We start from the raw sequence: 22,443 nt of genomic DNA, 5'->3' as shown, positions 1-22,443 counted from the left end.
TATAACCCATAATAGTGACAACTATTGTCATTATTAAAACAATCCATGCAGATAAGGGAATATGTTATTCTATCAAGAGAAGAAATGGGAGAGACACGTATGATGGGAGGATTTGTTTATGTTGATTATGAATGAAAAGATAAAGGCACGCGAGGTTGAACTTACCGGGTTAAACGGCGAGAGTCTGGGCATCGTCACAAGGGAAGTGGCGCTCGCACTGGCCAAGAGCCACAAAGCCGATCTGGTGTGTACCTCTTTGTTTAGCAGCCCGCCGCCATGTAAGCTGGTGAGCCGGGGGCAGGCTAAGCAGGTGGCTGCGAAGGAAAAGAAAGGCCATAATGAAACATCCGGTCCAATTAAAGTGAAGGAATTCCGCTTGTCTGTACATATCGAGGAGCACGACTACGATACCAAGCTGTCACAAATGCATAAGCTGCTTGCAGCGGATAAAGCCGTGCAGCCGGTCATCCGCATTCAAGGCAAGGAGGGAGAAGCAGCCCGCAAGCTGCTTGAGCGTCTGGTCCATGATCTGGCCGAGGTCGGCAAGAAGGAGACCGGCATTCAGGTCAGCGGCAAGTTGGCTACCGTTAAATTGCTGCCAATCTGATTCCTGGACCGTTTAACGGAGGGATTTTCATAAGATTTTTTGCGATTTTAAGTGACGCTTACGGTTTACTTTTTTATTTATAGATAGGATGGTGCGACAGGAGCTCCTGTTACAGAGCTAGGGTATAAGCTTGTTTTGTGATAGCCGTACCCGATAAGACTGATATCGTGATATATCGGTAAACAGGGGTGGCACCGCGAAACCAATCTCGTCCCCAAGACTAATGTCTTGGAGACGGGATTTTTTTATTTTTTCAGGAAGTTATTCGGGATGAATTCGAAGGAGGAGCTCAGCATGATTCATGATAAGAGTTTGGGAGAAGAAACGGTGAATTTTTTGACAAGAATGGTTAAGGAAGATATTGAAAAGGGAGTGTACCACAGACCCGTGGCCACCCGCTTTCCGCCTGAGCCTAACGGCTACCTGCACATTGGCAGCGCTTATGCCATACACATCAACCATTCCATAGCAAGCCAATTTCAAGGAACATTCAACCTTCGGTTTGACGATACGAATCCTCTGAAGGAGGATGTAAAATACGTACAAGCGATCCAGGAGGATATCGCGTGGCTCGGGTATACGCCGGAGATTTTGGTACGTTCGTGACCCATTTCATATGATATACCGTCCCTCATTAGGCTTAATCCACCCAATGTATCGGATGTGACAGGGAGGGTGGCAGTTTGGTATTGGCGTCGCCCTTCGCTGCATTAAGCTGGGACTGGGTAAGGAAAATGCTGTCCGTCAGGTCAGCTCCCCTTAGATCGGCATCCCTGAGATCCGCACCGATCAGATCAGCGGCTCTCAAATCAGCTCCACTGAGATCTGCGGCGATCAGATATGCGCCTCTTAAGTTCGCGTATCTCAGGTCGGCTCCTTTCAGTTTAGCTCCGATGAGATCGGCTCCACGGCTGCCGATCTTCCGGCGGACAGGATTATCTCTGTGTAAACGGCGCGCATTCTCCCGTACGAGTTCACTTGTTTGAAGGAGCAGCCGGTTCATCTCGGACCGGTGTGCTGAGATATCCAGCCGTAACAGGGATTCGGGTGGAAGCAGAGTGAACCGCTTCGTCTCGTCCAGTGCCTCTCTTAAATTGGAATGTATCTCCTGCGCAGGCTGCAATGTCATGGCTTCGTTCAGGTACCATAACAGTTCATGAAGCTGTCGCATGACCGGGAATACATTGAACATTTCCTGTGCCGTTTCCGGAGCTTGCCTCCAATCACGGCCGTTATAGGTAACCTGCGAAACCATCTGTCCCGCTCCGAAGCAATCAAATACGGCGCAGCCTCGCATGCCGCGCTGCCTCAAGCTGCCGTGAACGCCGCAGCGAAAGTCGGATTGCAGATGGTGACAAGGCGTCCCGCCATCTTTATTCATGGCAAAGTCAACCGAGGCCGCGAAGGGCAGAGCGACGCAGCATAATCCAAAGCAGCTGCTGCAGTCGGATTGCAGATTCATACGGTTGCGTTCATTGTGAGCATGGTCTTGTCTGTCTAACATCACTTACAGGAGCTCCTTCCCGTTCCAATATGTAAAGCGGTTTACATTTATATATTTATAGTAAAACATAATGATGGCCGCACCATATAAGCAAACTTGGTTATAACTGTTTTATACCATGCAAGACGATTAATATGAGGGGGCGTAAATGGGGCGTGCTATACGAATAAAACTTAAGTTGTCAAGAAACGCGGGCAGCTTATTTGTATGTTAAATGCAAAGTTGACGGATAGTATATAATGGAATTCGTGATTTCTTATAAGGAGAGCATGCAGGTTTTAAACCATTTCAGGACATATGTCCTTTCCTGAGTTCAGCCATTTCACTTTTAATAGTATACAGACCTATATATATGAAGGAGTTTGAACCATGAGGGGAATTATATTTGCATTCATTGGCGGAGCTTGCATTACACTGCAAGGCGTAGCGAATGCCCGGATCAGTCAGGATATGGGCACCTGGCAAGCCGCAACGGTAACGCAGTTGACCGGATTCATGATGGCTTTGGTTATTCTACTGTTCGTCCGGGACGGAAGCAAGCAAGGATTTGGACAGGTAAAGCCGCTTTATCTGATTGGAGGAGCCTTGGGAGCGCCCATTATATTCAGTGAAGTTACGGCCATTCAGAATATCGGTGTTACGTTAACGATATCTGCATTGTTAATAGCGCAGCTATTTTTGACTTTCCTGATCGATAGCAACGGCTGGTTCGGAGTGGTGAAGAAGAGGATGAGTTTGCCACAATTCATTGGCATCGGGATGATGATCGCTGGAGTGGTCATTATAAAATTATGATGAGGCACGGCTGGTGCCGAAGATTGGAAGGCTGGAGAGGGAGATAGAAACGTGAAGGAAATTCATAATGCAGAGCTTCTGCGAAACTTTCTGCTGAACCATGAGATGGAGTCCGTGTTTCATGAGGAGTTAATGCCTTATTTGGTGTTGTATCGCTTCGATCAGGGGGATATCATCTGCACGCAAGGAGAACCTGCCGAAATGCTGTACATCCTTGTCCAGGGGAAAATCAAAATATACACAACCTCTGCGGAAGGCAAAGCCCTCGTTCTTTCCTTCAAAACACCTCTTGAGGTGATTGGAGATATTGAATATATCCAAGGGAATCCGATGATTAATACGGTTCAAGCCGTCTCGCCCGTGTACATGATTGGCGTGCATTATCGCTGGTTACGAAAATACGGACAGGAGCATTCGCCGCTGCTGCAATTTTTATTGCGCATCATTACACAAAAATTTTATATTAAATCCAATTTCCTAAGCTTTAATTTGCTGCATCCGGTAGAGGTGCGGTTGGCCAGTTATTTGCTGTCGGTCTCGGTAGAGGATTCGGACACGCTCAAGACAGATGATCCAACCGCATTCAACCTCACCGATATCGCGAATTTACTCGGAACCAGTTACCGGCACTTAAACCGCGTGATTTTGAAATTTAGCCAAGAGGGTCTGATTGAACGCCGCAAGGGATTCATTCTGATTAAGAATCGAGAAGCTTTGACAATTGTAGCCGGCGGCAATATTTATGAAGAGTAACACGCAACAATATGAATCATTCAGCAAGGGAGATCGAGCATGATAGCAGGATTAATATTAGCACTTATCGCAGGTTCACTGGTCAGTCTGCAAAATATCTTCAATAATAGAGTCAATGAAAAAACAGGATCATGGTCCACAACCACCTTGGTGTTAGGCATGGGCTTTGTGGCTTCATTAAGCATGAGTCTTATCGTGGAGGGTAAGGGTACGTTTAATATTCAAAATATGGAGCCGTGGTACTGGATCAGCGGATTGATCGGTGTCGGTGTGGTGATCTGTCTCGTGCAGGCGACAAGGCTGCTGGGAGCAACGTTCGCTATTTCGATCGTCATGACCTCACAGCTCGGCTTTGCTTTGTTATGGGACTCCCTCGGCTGGTTAGGCCTGGAGAAGGTTCCCTTTACGATGAACCAACTGATCGGTGTTGTCGTTATTGTCGGAGGCATCATGGTTTTTAAACTGGGCGGGAAACATGAGCAGCAAGAGGCGGCATAAACACGCGTTGAAATGATGAGGAGGAATCCATATGAATACGGAGATTGATAAAATCGCCTGGCTTCATATCGTAGATGGAAGGATATTAACTGCTCGTTCCAAAGGCAAGGACACCTATTATCTGCCTGGAGGGAAACGCGAACCGGGAGAATCCGATATCGATACGCTGGTGAGAGAAATCGAGGAGGAGCTGTCTGTTCGAATCAACAGAAAGACGGCAGCGCGCGTCGACAGCTTTCATGCGGCCGCTCACGGTAAATTAGAGGGCGTTCAAGTAACGATGACCTGTTACACCGCGGACTATGAAGGAGAGCTGAACCCAGCTTCGGAGATTGAAGCATTAGCTTGGTTCACTTATAAGGACAGGGAACGTGTATCCGCCGTTTGTCAGATGATTTTTGATTATTTGCATAACGAGAAGATGCTGGCTGATTGAGCCTTCAGGCAAGCTGGAACAGCATGATAATGGCATATATGAATGCACTAAAAAAGACGCTCCGACCGGAGCGTCTTATTATATGTGGAACAAATGTTCGTTTTATGGGGCATCGAAATTAAATACTTGTATATTCGGCTTTGATATTATTAGTATAACTCAGCCCTCATTATAAGTCTATATTTTGGCAGGGAAATGCTCTATAGTTTGTAATACCCGGCCGGGAGACGTGTTAGCGCGGAAGCTTTTTACCATGCGCTGTTTGGATAGAAAGAGGGAGTCTTGTGCACATACGATTATGGGATAACAATTTAAAGGTCCGGTTGTTGGGCGAAGGGCTGTTCAATATGTTGTATTGGATGTACTTTCCCTTCATAACGGTTTATTTTGGTCAGTCTCTGGGCAATCATATCGCGGGTGTTCTAATGACGGTCCCCCCGATATTCAGCATTATCGGCAACCTGCTTGGGGGTGCCTTGGCGGATCGGTTAGGCCGACGGCCCATCATGCTGCTCGGTGCTTCGTTACAAACGCTCATGTTTGCGCTGTTTGCGCTATCGCCTTCACATTGGATGGATTATGCGGCTTTTATAGCGATTGGATTCGGCGGAGCTATCTATAGACCGGCCAGCACGGCGATGGTGGCGGATCTGGTTCCGGCACAAGAACGGCGACAAGTATTCGCCATGTTTACGACAGCCAACAATGTGGGCGCTGTACTGGGTCCGGCACTCGGGGCTGTTTTTTTCTTCCAATATCGGCAAGAGCTCTTGTGGTCCTGTTCCATCGTTTTGCTGGCATACTTCATCTCCATATACTTCATTGTTCATGAAACATTGCCAGCGTCAGCGAGAATCACGGAACGTTCAGCCTCGATTAAACATGCATTCAAGGAACAATGGAGAGGCTATGGCATCATATTCAGGGATAAGGTGTTTCTGCTGTATATTTTGGCGGGGATCTTTGCGCTTGTGACGATCATGCAATTGGATATGTATTTAGCGGTGTATGTCATCCATTATGTACCTTCCCAAGCACTGATCCATTGGAACGGAAATTCGCTTATGCTGTCGAGCACAGAAATATTAGGCTGGCTGCTGGGGTATAGCGGACTATTGTTTGTCCTGTTTCTGATCCCGATCACAAAATGGTTCCACCATTGGAAGGAGCGCAACGTATTTGTCCTGTCTTCACTGTTGTCCGGAATCGGTACGTTTGCCCTTGGTTTACACACGAATATTTGGTTCCTGTTCTTTGTAACGACGGTGTTCACGTTTGGCGAAATGGTTCGTTCTCCGGTGACACAGAGCTTTATCAGCCGTTATGCTCCCGAGCATGCAAGAGGTCAGTATATGGGGGCGGACAGTTTGCAGTATACGATCGGCAGGTTTTTTGCACCGGTGACGGTATTCCTGTCCGCTTGGCTGCCGCCTATGGGAATCTTCACCATCATTCTGGCAGCAGCACTGATCAGTGCGGTGCTGTATACCCTGCTGTTCAGAATTTATGAAGAGGGCAGGGCGTAGGAAGAGAATAGTGTTTGCAAAAGGGAGCAAGCCCGGTTGTATCACAGCCGTGAGCCTGCTCCCTTAAACATACAATAATTATATTTACAAACCGATGGTCGGTATATATAATAAAAATACAGAATATTCAAATTGGAGGTGAAGGAGATGGCACCATTAGCAGCCATGCTGGTTTCGCTTATATTGTTTCGGACGCTGGGCTGGGCAGGGTGGGATTACATGAATGATTGGGTTATTTCCCTGCGGTTTGCGGTTGCCATTATGTTTTTGGTAGCTGCATCCGCGCATTGGTGCAGACTTCGAGGTGATCTGATTGCCATGATGCCGCCAAGAATACCGAATGCCCAGATCCTGATCAGTCTTACAGGTATTCTTGAGATTGCGGGTGCGATTTTGCTCCTCATCCCAGCAACTGCGATGGCTGCCTCTACAGGGCTGGCACTGATGCTCCTGGCTATGTTTCCCGCCAACATATATGCGGCCCATAAGAAGCTGACACTTGGGGGCAAACCGGTCACCCCGATCGGGGCAAGAGTGATTATGCAAATGCTGTTCCTTGCTGCGGTTCTTGCAGCAGGATGGCTTCCGCCCCAGGGGTAACCAACCGAGAAGAAGGAGGATTCCAGATGAAGCAGGAAGAACGGCGCGAGCAGACCAAGCGGATATTGCTTGAATCCACGGAAGAACTGATAAGGGAGAAAGGCTGCAGCCAAACGACGCTTAATGACATAATGAAACGGTCCGGCATGTCCAAAGGAGCTATTTTTCATTATGTATCCAGTAAAGACGAACTGTTTGTCCATGTATTGAAAGCCAGGCTTGCGGAACAGAACGAGCATTTCATGAGTGAAGTGAACAAGCAAGGGGACATCAAGGAATTTGATGGTCCGATGAATACCATCATAAACAGCATGTCGAGCCTGGAAAGCCGGGATGACGTGAGCAACCTCATCTTGATGTACCTTATCGGCAAAAGCGATCAGCCCGAGATTGCTGACATCGTTGCGGGCTTCTATAAGGAAGCCACGGCCACCTCCAAGCAGTGGATTGTAACAGGCCAGGAGGCAGGTGTTATCAACGATACAATTGATGCTGAACGGACAGCCGAGCTGTTCGAGCTGTTATCCTTCGGGCTGCGGATGCGGGGACTGATCGGAGTGAAGGGAAATGTATTCAGTACCAAGGAATATTCGGATTTTATAACCGACATTCTGCGGCCCGGGAGCAAAGAGGGAGGCAGGGAAGGCCTATGACATTGTGGTTATTTCTTCACATCGCCGGATGCGTGCTGTTCCTGGGCAATATCATCACGGCGGCTTTTTGGAAAGTGAGGGCAGACCTGAAGGGGGATCCGACGGAAATCCATCATACGGTCAAAAATGTTATGCTAGCCGATTATGTGTTTACCTTGCCAGGCTTGCTGCTGCTGATTATTTCTGGAGTCGTCATGTCTGTACAGGCGGGATATGGAATGGGTGGAATGAGCTGGCTGGCGGTCTCTTTGATCCTGTTCGGCATCACAGGCATATTGTGGGCAGGGATTTTGATACCTCTGCAAAAAGGAATGATTCGCCTCAGTCTGGAATCGATAGGCGGCGGAGTTATTTCCGATAGATACAAGAGAGTGTCGATGTATTGGGCGGTAGGCGGGACGGCAGCAACACTACTGCCGGTAGTCATCTTGTACTTGATGATCAGCAAGCCTTTTTGAATCAAGAAGGACGGTCGCCTTGGTGACGGTCCTTCTTTTTAGTTGAGGATTAAATGGCAATCAGCTGCACTTGATTGACCGAGCGCCGACAGATGTTCCGGACCGCATCACGTAGTGGCGTCAGTTCCTCTTGCAGCTTCTCAAGCCAGCGAATATTTGGTAATAGACGGCATACGATTAGGCGAGAAAGCTTGCGAAGAGGGAGGATGCTGATATGTCCGCTTACAATGAGCAGCAGTTGGTGCAGGCGGTTAAGGCCAAATTGCCTAACGGCGCAGAACTGGTAGGGAAGGATGCGTCGGGTGCGCATGAAGCCGTTTATGCAGCTGACATTACGGGAGATCGGGTGCCTGAAATTGCGGGAGTATATCGATTAAACGGTGAACTTTATGTAATGGTCCTCATGCACCGTCAGGGAGGCTGGGAAGTCGTTGCCAACGTGAAGGGACAGGGATATGGCGTCACTTTAATGACGGCCGCACCGGTGCTGGGTCATAACGTAAACCAGTTGATCATAGGCTGGCAGATCGGCGCCATCTGGTCTAAGCTGTCGATATATGCCTGGACACCGGAGGGGCTGAAGGATGCAGCACCCGCGGATATGACCTACAGCCATATCGATATCGTTGATTTGCCAAGTTCGATCGGGACGGATGGTCAGGCTGAAATCGCGCTGTGGATTCATGATACAGGCGAAGCTTACCGGGTTGAGATCGTTAGATGGAATCATGGGGCGTTTGAAGCTGCGCCGGACGTTTATCCGTATTATTTTCCCGCCGTAGTGGGTTACTACGAGAGGCTGACCCAGGAACACCCGGGTTATTCATTCTATTGGTATTATCTGGCGGATGCGCAGTATCGTGCGGGAATGCCGGAAGCTGCGCTGAAGTCCGTCCGTAAGGCACTCTCTTTTGCAGAGCCATACCCTGAGCGCCATACGCTGCTTGAGCTTGAGCGCCGGATTCAGGAGATGCTGGCTGGAAGAGGAGAGGCACAGCTGGGTTCCCGGTTATACCCGGCATCTGTGAAGACAACGAGTGGAACCCGATGGGGATACATTAACCATAGCGGCGAGATGGTGATTCATCCGGTATATGATGATGCACAGGATTTTCAGGATAACGGTCTTGCAATCGTAAGTGCACACGGCAGCTATGGTGTCATTGATAGAAGCGCCCATTATGTTGTGCAGCCCCAATATCAGTCCATCAGTCCTTTCTCGGAGCATCGCGCGACGGTCATGGATGGTCAAGGCTTTAAGATGATTAACGAACAAGGGGTAATTCTGACAAGTCGGGCGTATCCATACATTGCAGAACTGCGTGAAGGAAGGGCCGTGTTCTATGTTACCGATCATAGCAGCGGTGATGGGGCAAACAGCCGTTACGGCTACCTTGATGCCGATGGTCATGAAGTGATTCCTGCTCGGTACGCGGACGCGAATGATTTTGTTGATGGTAAAGCTGTTGTGAAGTTAAAAGATGATGATTATGCGCTCATTGATCTTCATGGACGGAAACTGGCCACGTATCACTTTGCCTATTTCGGACCGCTTGGCGAGGGCTTGCTTGCCTTTCAGAAGGAGAGCACGGGCAAATATGGCTACATCGATGAGCAGGGGGAAATCGTCATTCCGCCGACCTATACATCGGCATTTCCGTTTCACGATGGCAGAGCTATTGTAAATACAGCTGAAGATTACAAGTCGAAGTATGGCGTCATCAATAGACAGGGGACCTGGGTGATCCATCCGGAATACAACGATATTCGAGATTTAACGGAAGAACGGTTTGCGCTTGGGCGCGCGATTGATCCTGAACAGCCTTTCATCGGCTCGATATATGCGATTGCAGATTTGGACGGGAAGCAGCTATCTGACTTTACGTATCGCGATATCTCCGACTACAAGCACGGTTTGGCCTCCGTGTATGATGCGAAGCAAACGTATTTGATTGACCGTACCGGCAAACCTGCGCCAGGTTTTCCCCGAGTGAACGGCAGCGGTACGCTTACGCTGGAACCCGGAGGGTTGATTAAGGCATCGGTCGATCTGCGTCTATCCTATCTGGACCGTTCGGGACGTATCGTCTGGGCGCAGAATACCGTTATTCCGCTGCAGCGGCCTTATCAGGTAACAGAAGAGAAGTATAAGCCGAATCCGGATTATCTGGTCTATTATCCGCAGGTCACAGGAATGAGAGACCAGGGGACTCAGCAAACCGTGAATACCAAGCTGAAGGATATGTCTGGGGTGAAGCCGATTCCTGCCGATAAGAAGCTGGATTATTCCTATTCCGGTGATTTCGATGTAATTTTCTTTAAGCAGAAGCTGCTTGAAATGGAGCTGAACGGATATCATTATCCTTTTGGAGCCGCCCATGGCATGCCAACCAAAGTGTATGCCGTGATCAACATGGAGAATGGCAGCATGTACAGCTTGAAGGATTTGTTTAAACCGGGCAGTGATTATGTTGCAGAGCTCAGCCGGATCGTTGGCAAGCAGATTAAGGAAGATCCCCAATATTCGTATGTATTCCCCGGCAGTTATACGGGAATCGCCGCAGACCAGCCCTTCTATGTGACAGAGAATGCCCTTCATCTGGTGTTTGCACCGTATGAGATCGGCCCCTATGCCGTAGGTTTTCCCACTTTCACGATTCCTTTTGTTCAGATTAAAGACATCCTCAATACGGAAGGCGAGTTCTGGAAGGCGTTTCATTCCTGATGCTGAGCACGGAGAAGGTGAACCGGATCTTGTATAAAAGCGTCGAAGAGCTCGGTTTGATCAGAACCGGGCTCTTTGGCTTGTGCAAATGCAAATATGTTATCATGCTGCCTTGCAATGGCACTATTCTATTTGGGACAAAGCTGTTACATTATATGAATACAAAACAATAGTAGAGTAGAGGTGTTTGACACGCATGCTTCATAACCCAACAGGAAAAGAACGCCTCGGATTAGCCTTGCTTCTCAGCTTGCTTGGTATATTAGGACCGTTCAATATCGACATGTATTTGCCCAGCTTTCCCGAGATTGCCCATGATTTTGGGGCGCGGGCTTCGCTTGTCCAGCTGAGTTTGACCTCCTGTCTCATCGGACTCGCGGTTGGTCAGATCATTGTTGGACCGATCAGTGACGCTCACGGAAGAAGAAAGCCGTTATTAGTCTCGCTAGCCTTATTTGCGATATCCTCCTTGTTCTGTGCACTGGCACCGAATATTACGGCACTGGTTGTTGCCAGATTCCTGCAGGGATTCACGGCGGCGGCCGGGCTTGTGATTTCACGTGCTGTTGTGCGCGATGTGTTCAGCGGGCGTGAGCTTACTAAATTCTTTGCGCTGCTGTCGGTCATTAACGCGGTTGCCCCGATGGTTGCCCCGATGTCAGGCGGAGCCATCCTGCTGATGCCGTTTGCAAGCTGGCACACGATCTTTTATTTCTTGAGCATATTCGGTGTCTTCATTGTACTGATTGTTGCCTTTCGTCTGAAGGAAACCTTGCCGCAGGAGAGAAGAACGCCAAGCTCGCTGGGCCATTCCGTCCGTACGATGGGAAGTTTGTTCAAGGATCGTTCCTTTATCGGGTACGCCCTGACGGTGGGTTTCATTCACGGAGGCAGCTTTGCTTACGTTTCGGGAACGCCGTTTGTGTATCAGGGAATTTACGGTGTTTCACCACAAATGTTTAGCGTACTGTTCGGGATTAACGGGATCGCTATTATTACGGGAAGTTTCATTATTGGACGGTTTGGCGGCATCGTTCATGAACGAAGCTTGCTCCGGGTCGGAGTCATCATGGCGGTGAGTGCAACGTTCCTGTTGTTGCTGATGACGATGCTGAAAGGGCCTCTGGCCATCGTTGTTATATTGATATTCATCTACATGATCACCATAGGAATGGTAGCAACAAGCACATTTACGTTGGCCATGGAGAAGCAAGGACACCGCGCAGGAAGTGCAAGTGCTGTCATAGGTTTGCTTCCACTCCTGCTGGGATCCATCGTATCACCGCTTGTCGGTATGGATGAGTCTACAGCCGTGCCGATGGGAGCCATCCTGTTCATCACGTCCGTACTCGGCTCGTTGGCTTTTTTCAAATGGACCAGGAAACATGAAACCGAATCAAAAGACGACATGAGAGGAGCGGGATTGACATGACATCAAACCGAATGATTCACTCCGTTATTTTTTCATTGAAGCATGAGAAGGGCTCTGCAGAGGAGCTGCGTTTTCTGGAGGATGGGCGATCTGCCCTTAGTACGATTGAAGTGGTTCAGGAGTTCAAGGTGTTCAAGCAGATCAGCCACAAGAATACATACGATTTCGGATTCTCCATGGCATTTGATAGCGAAGCTGATTATGAAGCATACCATGTGCATCCGCAGCATGTTGCCTTTGTAGAGGATCGCTGGGAGAAGGAAGTCGTACAGTTTTTGGAGATCGATTACAGCGAGGTTTAATATTCGCATCTCTGTAGGTACCGCCGAGGAGAATCAAAATACTGTTTGAGGCATTAAATGGAATTTTACTGCTTATGAAATAAGAGGAACGTAAAAAAAGGACCGCAAAGGGTCCTTTTTTCATATCTATCATAAATTTTTGAGATTGCCCCGGTTCTCGATTTTGGTCGTGACCTTAAGCTCGAAGTCCAGCTCCGGGTAATATTCGGATCGCCATCTGGACAATTGCTCACGGGTCAAATCGTTTCTGAAATATTGGCCTAATGCTAATATATCCGCTTCGTCCTGCTGGGTTTGCTTAAATAAATGCTCTAGTCGAGAGGTGAGCAGTTGCTCCAATTTATCTTTAATCTCTTGTTCCGTGGGATGGCCCTTTGAATCCAGAATGGTGACATTCAGCTTCAGATTGCTCCTCAAAAAAGCCTGGTCATTCTTCATCCAGCTCTTATGGGTAAGTTTGTTGCTGATAATCTGTACCGTCGCACTGTCCATAACTTCGAGCTTGCCATAGGCGCTTTTTCCATAAAAAGCATTAGCGACCAGCGTTTCCTCGGGACTGATCTGTCCCGTCATCTTCCCATTCTTGATAATGGCCGAGCCAATGCATTCGATATTCGTTGTCTTTCCTGATCGAATAAGCGGAACGATGACATCATGCGTATAGGAATTAATGCTGCGGAACATTTGCCATACCCTCGTGTCGGCTAATTGGGGATTCCATCCGGCGTTTTTTTCGAAAAAATCATAAAGGACATTCCCGCTGTTCAGAGTTTTTGCCTTCATCTCGGAGAAGAATTGCTCCAACGGCTGTTCACTGATAGCAAACAGCGTTTTGGAAGAAATATCACGGGAACGATTAAAGGCCGACACGACGTCCTGCATTCCGCTTTGCGCAAAGTTCTTATCCACAATAACAATTTTCAGATGAAGCAAATCAACTTGAGATTCCATATTCATGCTCATATGATCGATGATCTCGTTAATGGTGTCTCCGGTACCCGATACAATCGTAATGTTGTTGGAATCATCCGTTGACGGGATATCCAAGAAGATTTTGTACTGATTGTGCTCGGTCAAGGATATCCCCATGATGACAGGGAGGGCTCGATGGTTAATATCTTTGTTGTCCCAGCAGCCGCTTAATAAAGGGAGAAGGATTATCGAAACAGTCAGAAGTTTCATCCTCCAACGAAAAGGGGTTCGTATGATCATCATCAAGATACCTCCGCTTTACGATTGGCTTTGTTCTTGAGCCGCCATCCCATAATGAAAGTGAGCACGGGGATGACAATGAAAATGTATAACCTGAGCGGGATGATCCCGATCTGCAGCTGTTTCAGGAAGTCCCAGTCCGGAATGGCCAATGAGATAACAAATAGGAGAATCGTCAACCCGATTAGCCCGTAAGGATCGGGGATAAAGGGCAGTGCTTTTTTCGTTAAAGTCATTAAAGTCCATAGGGTGACTGCCATGTATAGCAGAGCAAAAGCCATCAAACTGAGCAGGAAGAATATGGTGATCCGGTCAAACATCAGCCAGGTCACGTTCACCGTATCGATCGTCATCAGCATGGGGAATTCATACAGCTCAGCGGTCGATTGGCCAAAGGTCAGCAGGGGAAGATATACCGACAGCAGGTACATTGGGAGCAGCAGCAGTCCGCCGATGGCCATCTTTTTCATGTTGATAGGAATAGAGACGGGGAGTAGTCCCAGAAAAAAGAATCCCCCCGCATACACAAACAGACTAACTTGAAATTCTACATCCATTATGAAGGTAAACGTTTGTTTATGGCCGACGAACGGCAAAGCGTAATACCAATCGACATTCTGAAAGGATAGATACAGGACAAACAGGAGTGGACCCGAGAACAAGATAGCAAGTAATAAGGCTGTTCTGGCCATACTGCCAATTCCCTGCCAAGCCATTACAAAGGCGACAAGGAACAGGAGCAGCAGGATGGCCCACAGGGGTGTGTTGGATAAGAAAATCAGCGTGAGCATTTCAGAGTAGGCACGAATAGTTACGATAAACGCAACGACCAGGTACAGGAAGGCAGGCAGCAGGACAATCCATGGAACAACCCTGCCTGCACTTCGGAATATATCAATGACCGTTTGATTTTTGGCAAATCGCAAGCCCATGATATATAAGAAAACAACGGTCATCTGTACGGCGTAGCTGAATACAATGCCTATCCAGTGCCCGGTTTGCATAGCAGAAAAAAACCTCGAGGGATATAGAAAAAAGATAAGCCCCATATGACAGACCACGTACATCACGGCTGATTGAAGTCCGCCTTTAGCCATTGGGTTCATCCTTCTGGGTCAATGAGGGCATGGACAAGTAAGGAACACCCATGCTGCTCTGGTTGCCTATGTAGGCGCAGATAAGCACAATCCCCGCGAGCAGACCCAATACCCCGTAAATAGCAGATAAAATAATGAGCAGATACTTGAAGACCCTGATCGGCACAGAGTTCTGAAATCCGACTACCGTCGAAGAGGCAATGGTGGTGCCCGCCAGCACGATGATTAACAGATTGCTGACGAGTTTCGCCGCAACTGCGGCTTGCCCGAGGATAATGCCTCCGACCATCGTAACGGTCGGTCCTATGCTCTTGGGCAGGCGAATGCTGGCTTCCAGTATGAGCTCCAGCACAACCAGAAGCAGTAAAGTTTCAACCATGGCGGGATACGGGACGTCTTGACGGCTGTGGGCAATGGATAGCGCCAATTGCAGCCTCAATACTTCTGGGTTTACGGACACCAGGGCAACATAGAGACCCGGAATGATGGTGGCAATCAGCGCGCCCAGAATGCGAAGTAAGCGGATAAGATACATGAAGGGCAGCGGGAAATTGTGATCATCCTTCATGCAGAACATATCCCAGATCAGACTTGGGATGATGACCGCAAACGGCAGTCGATCAATCATTAACACGACTTTCCCTTGCTGCAGGGAATGTGCCGCATTCTGCGGTAGCTCGGTTGCGTTAAACCGGGCTACCACCGTCCAGGGGTTTGATCCCAGAATTTTCTCAAGCTGCTGCAGATGCTGGATATCCTTATCCAAACCGGCTTCAATTTTCTTCCGGAGGTTGTCGATAAGCGCGGGCTTAACCTGATCCTCAACGTAGATTAACAAAACGGCTTTGGGATTGCTCTTTCCGACCTTGTAAGTTTCTACTTTCAAGTTGGCGCTTGTGCAGTGTTTCCGAAGGATGCCGATATTGGTGTTGAGATCTTCAAGAAAAGAGCTGCTGGACCCATACAGGGTGTTCTCCGTTTCAGCCGGTCCGATCGATCGGGTAACAACTTTGGATATAGGAAGGACAGCGCAGCATGTTCCTGACAGAGGTTCCAGCACAATCAAGTTGCCCTTTATGATGTCAGGCACAATTGCACCCAGATCAGGGTCCACAAGCTGTCCAATAATCTTGAGCAATGAATCCGGTGACAGCGAGTCATCGACCATGTTTGTTGTCTGCGTCTGGAGCATAGCAATGCTCTGAGGAAGATCGACCAAAGAATCCAAGCCGATCACCTGAACTCGATATTGCAGCAATTGAATTTCTACATTGAAATAATCGGCATTTGTCCTGAAATAATCAGCCAAACGCAGTTTGAGATCCATACACTCACTCCCTAGTCCATGCAATACATGATTTAGTTATCATTTCCATTCTATGTTTTAATTTATGCATGAAAGGAGAATGGGGAGGAGAAGCAACAGTCAAGTACAAGGATTCAACGTCCGGTATTGTTAACACCGATAAGCGATTGTATCTGCTGAAGGACTCGAGACAACACGGGTATCTGCGGCGGCCTTTATCCTGTGTCTCATTCCATTATGGTTCGAAAATCCGGCAGCTTCCCTTGCTGCAATTGGAATGCAAGAATGGCTGGCGCTCGTATGGTACGGACCGATCGTAACGGCGCTGGCATTCATTTGGTGGTACGCGGGTATTAAACGATGTCAAGTTGCGACGGCGGCTGCTTTTTCCGGCATGATGCCCTTTACCGCCTTAAAAAAAAGGAAACAGCACAGGAGCTGCTTCCTTTTGTAGGAGGAATGCTTTATTGTCGCTTGAGATTAAGGTGCCAGCTGTCAGAACGACTGAGTGAACGCTTGTTACGGGACGTATTGACGGCACTTACCAGTAAGAAGATCAAAACGGATGACCCCGTATTATTATTGAACAATACTTTGTTCGGGTGCAAATCACCAGCGCCACCTCTGGCAATATATACGCCGGGGGATGGCTGTGCCTCAATTTTGATTGCAAAAGCATCATTGTTAAACAAAAAGTTAATATCTTTGAGAACCAGTTTTCTGCCGTTTCTCACGTTGATTACAATTTGCTGCAACAAAATGGTCTTTCCAGCACCTACATCAATAGGATTCTTCCCACCTACAATCCCATTCAACTGTAACGGAGTCATATGCTCACCTCTTTTAATTAAGTCTTACATTCTATTCATCAAAGAGAGAAAAGGATATAGACAGATAGAATAGTTTCAGGAGGTATATTTCCATGAGAGGTAATGGGGACTATAATTATTAGTAAACATAAAGGCAGGGATGACGATGAAAAGAGTGCTGTTGCTGCTGGCCGATGGATTCGAGGCAGTGGAAGCAAGCGTCTTTACCGACGTATTAGGATGGAACATGCTTGAGGGAGACGGCACCACGCAGGTGGTAACGACCGGATTGCACGACCGATTAAAGTGTACCTGGAACTTCACCGTGATTCCTGAAGTGACACTGGATTCAGTCCGGGTTGATGACTATGATGCGCTTGCGATTCCAGGCGGATTTGAGGAAGCCGGGTTTTACAAGGATGCATACGATCCCAGGTTCTCCGCCGTCATTCAGGCATTCCATGCACAAGACAAGTGGATCGCCACCATATGTGTTGCAGCCCTGACGCTTGGCAAGGCCGGGCTGCTGGAGGGGCGCAGGGCAACAACCTACGATCATCCAACGAGCATCAGAAAGAAACAGCTGCGCGAGTTTGGCGCCATCGTGGTGGACGAACAAGTCGTTGTCGATGGGAATCTGATCACTTCCTGTAACCCGGCAACAGCCTTTGAAGTGGCCTTCACTTTGCTGGAAAAGCTGACAACGCGAGAAAATACGTTACATGTGAAAGATTTGATGGGTTTTGCGGAAAAGTAACGGACTAACACGCATATTAAGCAATGAGCATGTCTGAGCTGGACAGTGCTCGTTGCTTTTTTTATTGCGGCCGACGTCAGTTTATATAAAAGTTAATTATACTCATACCTCCTCTATTTATGGTTTTGGAACGATGTTACGCTTACGTTGAAGCCGTTAAATATCTGAATTAATAGGGCAAGATGCCGTATCTCAAAGGTTTCGAGATAGCCGACAGAATGGGGGAGAACGGATGAAAGTCACGGTGGAGTTAAGTGATGCCTCGACTAAATTTATCATTAATAATATGTATCCGCTGTACCTGCACGATTTGTCGGGAATATGGGGATGGAAGCCGAATCGATATGGCGTGTTTGAAGATGATGATACCAGAACCTTGAATGACCAGATTCAAGTGTTTGATATATGGTGGGATAAGCCAGAGGTGTTATTCCCGTATCTTATTCGGGCTGATGACATTCCTGCGGGCTTTGCATTGGTTGCAGCCCCGCCGTATACCTTTGGCAGTGAATTCTACATGAACGAGTTTTTTGTGATGAAGCCCTTCCGTGGCCAGAATATCGCAGAAGCGGCTGCGGCACAGGTACTCAACGAGCATTCAGGCAGCTGGGAGATTCAGACGAACGCCACGGACAGCAATAAGAGGGCACAAGCCTTCTGGAGAAAGACGCTTCATAGTTATAGAGCGGAACGGGGTTTTCAGGAATCTGTCGAAATCACGAATGATCATGTAAAGATCGTCTTTCGATTTTGATCATCATAAAGCAGGGAAATGAAATGGATGTTGAAGGAGCAGATCTCTCTGCTCCTTTTTCTATGGATGCAATCATGGGTTTTCGGAAACAAATCCGCTATTTAAGTTCTATACAGGCGGACAGATCCTTGTTCTTCGAGAGGCTTAACAACATGTCATAGAAAACCCTGCGGTCACTCTCGGTAAGGCTGCCGAGGATTTTCTCGGCGATTTCCGTTTGATAGTCCAGTACGGGCCTAATGGTCGCTTGTGCCTGTTCCGTGAGCTGAATCAGGATAGCCCGGCGGTCTTGCGGATCCTGGACACGGACAAGAAGTTGTTCCTTCTCAAGAGCATCCACTAAATCGGTAAGCGTGCGGGCTTTAATGCCCAGCCTTGCTGCTAATTCATTCATTCGAATGCTTCCGGTTTCCAGGACGACAGAGAGCACGCGAAGTCTCGGTCCGGACACTTGATATGGGGTTGGGAACATACCTAGTTGAGCGTCGAATTCTTTTTGGATGGCATGAGTAGTTCTTACAAGCATGTGAATGATATCGATGAATGAGGGTACAGCGTCGTTTGGTTTCATAAGTTCCTCCTTGACAAAAGCAGGCTTTATACTTAAGCTCATAATTAGTGAGGTTACTCACTATATAATAAACATATAATGAGTAGACTCATTAAATTATACACTCATTTCCATGCTGCAGCTAGGTGTTTATTATGGACGATTTTATCTTTCAAACGCGGGGGAAGGGATAACCATGAAAAATGATACGTATGCCAACGGGGACAAGCTGCTCCGCGTCCTCGTTGTAACACTCATATTCTCCGTCATGAACGGTACGATGTTCAATGTGGCTTTACCGGCCATCGGTAAAGAATTCGAATTGCTTCCATCTCAGGTAAGCTGGATTATGACCAGTTATATGGCTCTCTATGCAATCGGCTCGGTTGTCTTTGGTAAACTTGCAGACAGCTATAGCCTGAAGAGCCTGATTACGTGCGGGCTGCTCTTGTTTGCTGTCGGCTCGGTTGTCGGGATGCTGGCCGTTGATTTCTGGATGATTATTCTCGGCCGAGTGCTTCAAGCAGCAGGTGCTGCCGTACTGCCAGCCATAGCCATGATTATTCCAATCCGTTATTTTGAACCTGAGAAGCGCGGGAGAGCGCTCGGTACATCGGCTATTGGCTTGGCGCTTGGAGGTGCTCTGGGTCCGATCGTGTCCGGGATGATTATGAGTTTTGGCAGCTGGCGCATCTTGTTCTTGTTCTCATTACTGCCCCTGCTGACCATACCTTTCTTCAGAAGATATCTGAACGATGAGAGAGGGACAGCCAAGCCGCTGGATGTGATAGGCGGAGGATTCCTTGCGGCAGCGGTGGGCTTGTTCCTGCTAGCCATCACACAGAGCAGCTGGGCGGCTGCTGTTATCGGGGGGCTATTCCTACTGATGTTTGCGATCCGCATTCGAAAAGCGGTCCATCCGTTTATTCAGCCGGAGCTGTTCATGAATGCCAGATATACCGGTGCGTTGGTCATCGCTTTTATATCGACCTCCATGAATTTTAGCATTACCTTTATTACGCCCCAGTATTTGACGGCACTGAACAATCTGTCTGCAGGGAGCATTGGCTTTGTCCTGGTGCCTGCTGCCATTGCAGCGGCCACGCTTGGCCGTGTCGGGGGTAAACTTGCGGATGAACGCGGGAATTCAACTCTATTTTCTATTGCGGCTGCACTGCTGGTTCTATGCTTCATTCTGACCTCCACTTTTGTTGGCATTTCACCGTATGTCATTGCACTGCTGTTAATCATGGGTCAAGTAGGACAAACCTTTATGCAGATTGCGATGTCCAACACGATCTCAAGAACGCTTTCCAAAGAACAGGTCGGTGTAGGCATGGGATTGTTCTCCATGCTGAACTTTATATCCGGCGCGATGGCAATGAGCATTATAGGCAAGGTATTGGATCAGTCGGCAACCTGGCGGTTGAATCCGCTGACAGGTAACGAGTCGGCTTATGTTTACAGCAATATTTTCTTTATAATGACCGCTTTAAGCATCCTGGTATGGGGGCTGTATCAAATGCAGTTTGGTCCCAAGACGGACCGGAGACCGTTCAGGAATACCTGATGACATATGGGGTCCGTTATTTAAAAGCCTGATGAATCAGGCTTATTCGTATGATCGGGTCAGCCAGAATCTACTGGCTGGCCTTTTTTTCGACCGTTTTTATTTTCTTTTTTTCAGAATTCATGTAGCGGAATCGAGAGTTACCCCGTCTATAGGGTATGGAGGTGGTCAACAGATGGCAAGGCCGGCCGGCCCTAACGACAAATCCAGATACCCGTCTGAGCCCTCCCTGGCACTGGAGCAATTCATGACCGAGTATGGCACCTCCATACTGCGTACAGCCTACTTCTATTTGGGCGATCGACATTTAGCAGAGGACGTCAGCCAGGAGGTATTCCTGCGAGCTTTTCGCCACTGGACATCGTTTCGGGGAGATAGCAGCGTGAAGACGTGGCTCACCAAGATTGCAATCCATGCATGCCGGGATAAACAGGGATTGAAAATGATGAAAGAGCAGCCAACAGATCCGCTGCTAATGGAGAATTCCGTTCTCCGCAGCGTGGAGGAGGAGGCTTTAGAACGCTTGGATCAAACAACCATTCTTAAATTTATTGCTGCACTGCCGGTTCATTATCATGAGGTTATCTACTTGTATTACTACCTGGATTTGGGAACCCGTGATATCGCTGAAGCAACCGGCGCACCGGAAGGAACCGTTCGCGGAAGGCTTCACCGGGCAAGGGCGCTTCTGGGCGAATACCTGGCAAGGGAGGGACTCGCGTTATGACATCTCAGGAAGACAAACTTCGAGACTTTGTGAAAAGCGAAGCGGATGAAATGCTGTTCAGCAACCTTCACTTTGATTCGCATATGTGCGAAAAGGTGAAGCAGCGTATCCAGCATGAAGCGAACCTGCAGGAGGAGAGCCCGGTGCGTAGAACGAGAATGAGAAGTCTTCGGTGGTTCGCCGGAACAACAGTGGCCGCGATATTCATCGGACTATTTCTGTTCCTTGCTGAGCCCGATTTCTCCAATTCTCCGGGATCACCTCCATTAGATCAGGAACCGCCTGTAACCCTAATGGACCCTGACCCTCCAATCGATGATCCGCCAGTTAACTACAATAACGAGCCACGAATCCTTGGCAGTTATGAAGAGGCGGGCCAGGCATTTGGCGACAAGCTCCGCGTCCCGTCCTATCTTCCGGAGGGTTACTCCCTTCAGCAAATTTCAGTGACGGGACCGAATGAAGCGGCAAGAGCGGCCGTATTCAGTTATACAGCAGGCGAGCGTTCCTTCGGTTTATTTGCTGACAAAAGCGCGAATTCAAGCATGCCGCAGCATTTCGATGAAACCGTCGATGTGAACGGTGCCGCTGGTTACCTGATCGCAGGTGAACCTTTGCAGGATGACGGATTAACCACACCGAATGTTGAGCTTCACTGGTACACGGATGATATTCATTTCATGATATCAGGGCTTGTGAGCGCTGAGGAAGCTCTTCGCATTGCACGATCCATGGAGCCTGTTAAGCACATAAACCAGAGATAATCAGGAGGTAGTGAAAAATGAATAAGGATAATATAAAACAATGGGTTAAGCTCATGATGCTGGGGTGTGTCTTGCTCATGGCAGGGGCAGGCAATGCTGCGGCTGCGCCGAATGGCGTGATGTCCGCGTCCATGCATATCGTATCCGCCGCAGATGAGAGCCTGGATGATAAACAAGCGGAAATCGATGATTATGTTGCCGGAGCAGGCCAAGAGGAGCTTTCACGGGAGGGCTTTACTGTAACCCACACGGTTGTAGCAGGAGATAAGGTGGAAGTTGGCATTACGCCTTACAATGAAGAGCATGCGAACTTCCTCTACGAGAAATTTGGACGTGATCAAGTTCAAGTGGTGGAAGGAGAGCAAGCGATTCTCTATGGAGCGAATACGGTCGAAGCCAACGTGGTCGCAGCGGAGGAAGCGGGCATGAATCTGTGGATCTGGATCGGCGCAGCGGTGGTCATCGTGACTGGTGGACTGGTGCTCGCACGCAAGAAGCTCTTTTCACGGAGTTGATTGTACCTTGAAAAAGGGACCGGGGGCCTGGCCGCTGGCGGGCATTTCCGATTAAAAAGAAAATATCGACATTATATGAAAACAATTCATACT

Annotated in this window: 25 protein-coding genes and 1 pseudogene; 20 read left to right on the top strand and 6 right to left on the bottom strand. The window is 48.3% G+C overall.

The window, feature by feature from the left end; translation table 11 throughout:
* The first annotated feature begins 118 nt into the window (after nt 1-118).
* Both infC and PGL02S_RS16305 read left to right on the top strand, forming a co-directional pair.
* Nucleotides 119-607 (top strand): translation initiation factor IF-3, encoded by a 489-nt coding sequence (gene infC, locus PGL02S_RS16310; protein ID WP_036638335.1) that lies wholly within the window; start codon nt 119-121, stop codon nt 605-607.
* A gap of 294 nt (nt 608-901) precedes the next feature.
* Nucleotides 902-1,198, top strand: a pseudogene (locus tag PGL02S_RS16305) (glutamate--tRNA ligase family protein); the annotation flags it as partial.
* 49 nt (nt 1,199-1,247) lie between these two features.
* Here the strand turns inward: PGL02S_RS16305 and PGL02S_RS16300 are convergent.
* Complete coding sequence (locus tag PGL02S_RS16300; RefSeq protein WP_036638329.1) at nt 1,248-2,111, bottom strand: pentapeptide repeat-containing protein; 864 nt, start codon at nt 2,109-2,111, stop codon at nt 1,248-1,250.
* 369 nt (nt 2,112-2,480) lie between these two features.
* Here PGL02S_RS16300 and PGL02S_RS16295 point away from each other — a divergent pair, with 369 nt between their 5' ends.
* From PGL02S_RS16295 to PGL02S_RS16245, 11 genes are all read left to right on the top strand, one after another.
* Nucleotides 2,481-2,906 carry a DMT family transporter gene (locus PGL02S_RS16295; RefSeq protein ID WP_006209895.1) on the top strand — a complete coding sequence of 142 codons (426 nt, stop codon included), beginning with the start codon at nt 2,481-2,483 and terminating at the stop codon, nt 2,904-2,906.
* Nucleotides 2,907-2,957: 51 nt separating this feature from the next.
* A complete protein-coding gene (locus tag PGL02S_RS16290; RefSeq protein WP_036638327.1) occupies nt 2,958-3,659 on the top strand; it encodes a Crp/Fnr family transcriptional regulator in 702 nt (233 codons plus the stop codon).
* A 39-nt stretch (nt 3,660-3,698) separates the two neighbouring features.
* Entirely contained in the window at nt 3,699-4,157 is a 459-nt protein-coding gene (locus PGL02S_RS16285) for a DMT family transporter (protein ID WP_036638325.1), read from the top strand.
* A gap of 31 nt (nt 4,158-4,188) precedes the next feature.
* Entirely contained in the window at nt 4,189-4,593 is a 405-nt protein-coding gene (locus PGL02S_RS16280) for an NUDIX hydrolase (RefSeq protein WP_036638322.1), read from the top strand.
* Nucleotides 4,594-4,877: 284 nt separating this feature from the next.
* Nucleotides 4,878-6,119: an MDR family MFS transporter gene (locus PGL02S_RS16275; RefSeq protein WP_036638320.1), complete on the top strand. Its 1,242-nt coding sequence runs from the start codon at nt 4,878-4,880 to the stop codon at nt 6,117-6,119.
* Nucleotides 6,120-6,266: 147 nt separating this feature from the next.
* Complete coding sequence (locus tag PGL02S_RS16270; RefSeq protein ID WP_036638318.1) at nt 6,267-6,719, top strand: DoxX family protein; 453 nt, start codon at nt 6,267-6,269, stop codon at nt 6,717-6,719.
* 26 nt (nt 6,720-6,745) lie between these two features.
* Nucleotides 6,746-7,372: a TetR/AcrR family transcriptional regulator gene (locus PGL02S_RS16265; RefSeq protein ID WP_036638316.1), complete on the top strand. Its 627-nt coding sequence runs from the start codon at nt 6,746-6,748 to the stop codon at nt 7,370-7,372.
* Entirely contained in the window at nt 7,369-7,830 is a 462-nt protein-coding gene (locus PGL02S_RS16260; RefSeq protein WP_036638314.1) for a DUF2269 family protein, read from the top strand. The genes PGL02S_RS16265 and PGL02S_RS16260 overlap by 4 nt, the downstream gene beginning before the upstream one ends.
* 214 nt (nt 7,831-8,044) lie before the next feature.
* Nucleotides 8,045-10,555, top strand: coding sequence for a WG repeat-containing protein (locus PGL02S_RS16255; protein WP_036638312.1), 2,511 nt, complete (start codon nt 8,045-8,047; stop codon nt 10,553-10,555).
* Nucleotides 10,556-10,751: 196 nt separating this feature from the next.
* A complete protein-coding gene (locus PGL02S_RS16250; RefSeq protein ID WP_036638309.1) occupies nt 10,752-11,987 on the top strand; it encodes a Bcr/CflA family efflux MFS transporter in 1,236 nt (411 codons plus the stop codon).
* Entirely contained in the window at nt 11,984-12,289 is a 306-nt protein-coding gene (locus PGL02S_RS16245) for a Dabb family protein (RefSeq protein ID WP_036638307.1), read from the top strand. Before PGL02S_RS16250 ends, PGL02S_RS16245 begins: the two co-directional genes overlap by 4 nt.
* 129 nt (nt 12,290-12,418) lie before the next feature.
* Here the strand turns inward: PGL02S_RS16245 and PGL02S_RS16240 are convergent, their stop codons facing one another.
* The 3 genes from PGL02S_RS16240 to PGL02S_RS16230 are packed head-to-tail and all read right to left on the bottom strand — an operon-like array spanning nt 12,419 to nt 15,925.
* A complete protein-coding gene (locus PGL02S_RS16240) occupies nt 12,419-13,471 on the bottom strand; it encodes a Ger(x)C family spore germination protein (protein ID WP_235187326.1) in 1,053 nt (350 codons plus the stop codon).
* A 32-nt stretch (nt 13,472-13,503) separates the two neighbouring features.
* Nucleotides 13,504-14,598 carry a GerAB/ArcD/ProY family transporter gene (locus PGL02S_RS16235; RefSeq protein WP_036638302.1) on the bottom strand — a complete coding sequence of 365 codons (1,095 nt, stop codon included), beginning with the start codon at nt 14,596-14,598 and terminating at the stop codon, nt 13,504-13,506.
* A complete protein-coding gene (locus PGL02S_RS16230) occupies nt 14,591-15,925 on the bottom strand; it encodes a spore germination protein (RefSeq protein ID WP_036638300.1) in 1,335 nt (444 codons plus the stop codon). Before PGL02S_RS16230 ends, PGL02S_RS16235 begins: the two co-directional genes overlap by 8 nt.
* Before the next feature lie 68 nt (nt 15,926-15,993).
* Between PGL02S_RS16230 and PGL02S_RS28235 the strand changes: the two genes are divergently transcribed.
* Nucleotides 15,994-16,224 (top strand): hypothetical protein, encoded by a 231-nt coding sequence (locus PGL02S_RS28235; protein ID WP_164762869.1) that lies wholly within the window; start codon nt 15,994-15,996, stop codon nt 16,222-16,224.
* 144 nt (nt 16,225-16,368) lie between these two features.
* On the opposite strand, the gene PGL02S_RS16220 is transcribed toward PGL02S_RS28235, so the two are convergent.
* Nucleotides 16,369-16,734 carry a hypothetical protein gene (locus PGL02S_RS16220; protein WP_006209915.1) on the bottom strand — a complete coding sequence of 122 codons (366 nt, stop codon included), beginning with the start codon at nt 16,732-16,734 and terminating at the stop codon, nt 16,369-16,371.
* Nucleotides 16,735-16,879: 145 nt separating this feature from the next.
* Here PGL02S_RS16220 and PGL02S_RS16215 point away from each other — a divergent pair, with 145 nt between their 5' ends.
* A complete protein-coding gene (locus tag PGL02S_RS16215; protein WP_036638298.1) occupies nt 16,880-17,470 on the top strand; it encodes a DJ-1/PfpI family protein in 591 nt (196 codons plus the stop codon).
* A gap of 232 nt (nt 17,471-17,702) precedes the next feature.
* Nucleotides 17,703-18,224: a GNAT family N-acetyltransferase gene (locus PGL02S_RS16210; RefSeq protein WP_036638295.1), complete on the top strand. Its 522-nt coding sequence runs from the start codon at nt 17,703-17,705 to the stop codon at nt 18,222-18,224.
* A gap of 97 nt (nt 18,225-18,321) precedes the next feature.
* Here the strand turns inward: PGL02S_RS16210 and PGL02S_RS16205 are convergent, their stop codons facing one another.
* Nucleotides 18,322-18,795, bottom strand: a complete 474-nt coding sequence (locus PGL02S_RS16205; protein ID WP_036638293.1) for a MarR family winged helix-turn-helix transcriptional regulator — start codon at nt 18,793-18,795, stop codon at nt 18,322-18,324.
* A gap of 175 nt (nt 18,796-18,970) precedes the next feature.
* On the opposite strand from PGL02S_RS16205, the gene PGL02S_RS16200 reads away from it, so the two are divergent.
* The 4 genes from PGL02S_RS16200 to PGL02S_RS16185 all read left to right on the top strand — a co-directional run bounded on the left by PGL02S_RS16200 (nt 18,971) and on the right by PGL02S_RS16185 (nt 22,350).
* Entirely contained in the window at nt 18,971-20,344 is a 1,374-nt protein-coding gene (locus PGL02S_RS16200; RefSeq protein WP_036638292.1) for an MFS transporter, read from the top strand.
* Nucleotides 20,345-20,519: 175 nt separating this feature from the next.
* A complete protein-coding gene (locus PGL02S_RS16195; protein ID WP_051449131.1) occupies nt 20,520-21,071 on the top strand; it encodes a sigma-70 family RNA polymerase sigma factor in 552 nt (183 codons plus the stop codon).
* Nucleotides 21,068-21,835 (top strand): DUF4367 domain-containing protein, encoded by a 768-nt coding sequence (locus PGL02S_RS16190; RefSeq protein WP_036638291.1) that lies wholly within the window; start codon nt 21,068-21,070, stop codon nt 21,833-21,835. The genes PGL02S_RS16195 and PGL02S_RS16190 overlap by 4 nt, the downstream gene beginning before the upstream one ends.
* Before the next feature lie 17 nt (nt 21,836-21,852).
* Nucleotides 21,853-22,350 (top strand): hypothetical protein, encoded by a 498-nt coding sequence (locus tag PGL02S_RS16185; protein WP_036638290.1) that lies wholly within the window; start codon nt 21,853-21,855, stop codon nt 22,348-22,350.
* The last annotated feature ends 93 nt before the right edge of the window (nt 22,351-22,443 follow it).

The organism is Paenibacillus glucanolyticus NBRC 15330, from assembly GCF_004000885.1.
In the GTDB taxonomy this organism is placed as follows: Bacteria; Bacillota; Bacilli; order Paenibacillales; family Paenibacillaceae; genus Paenibacillus_AQ; species Paenibacillus_AQ glucanolyticus.
Note: the sequence above shows the minus strand (reverse complement) of the source record. Positions and strands in the feature narration are given on the sequence as shown.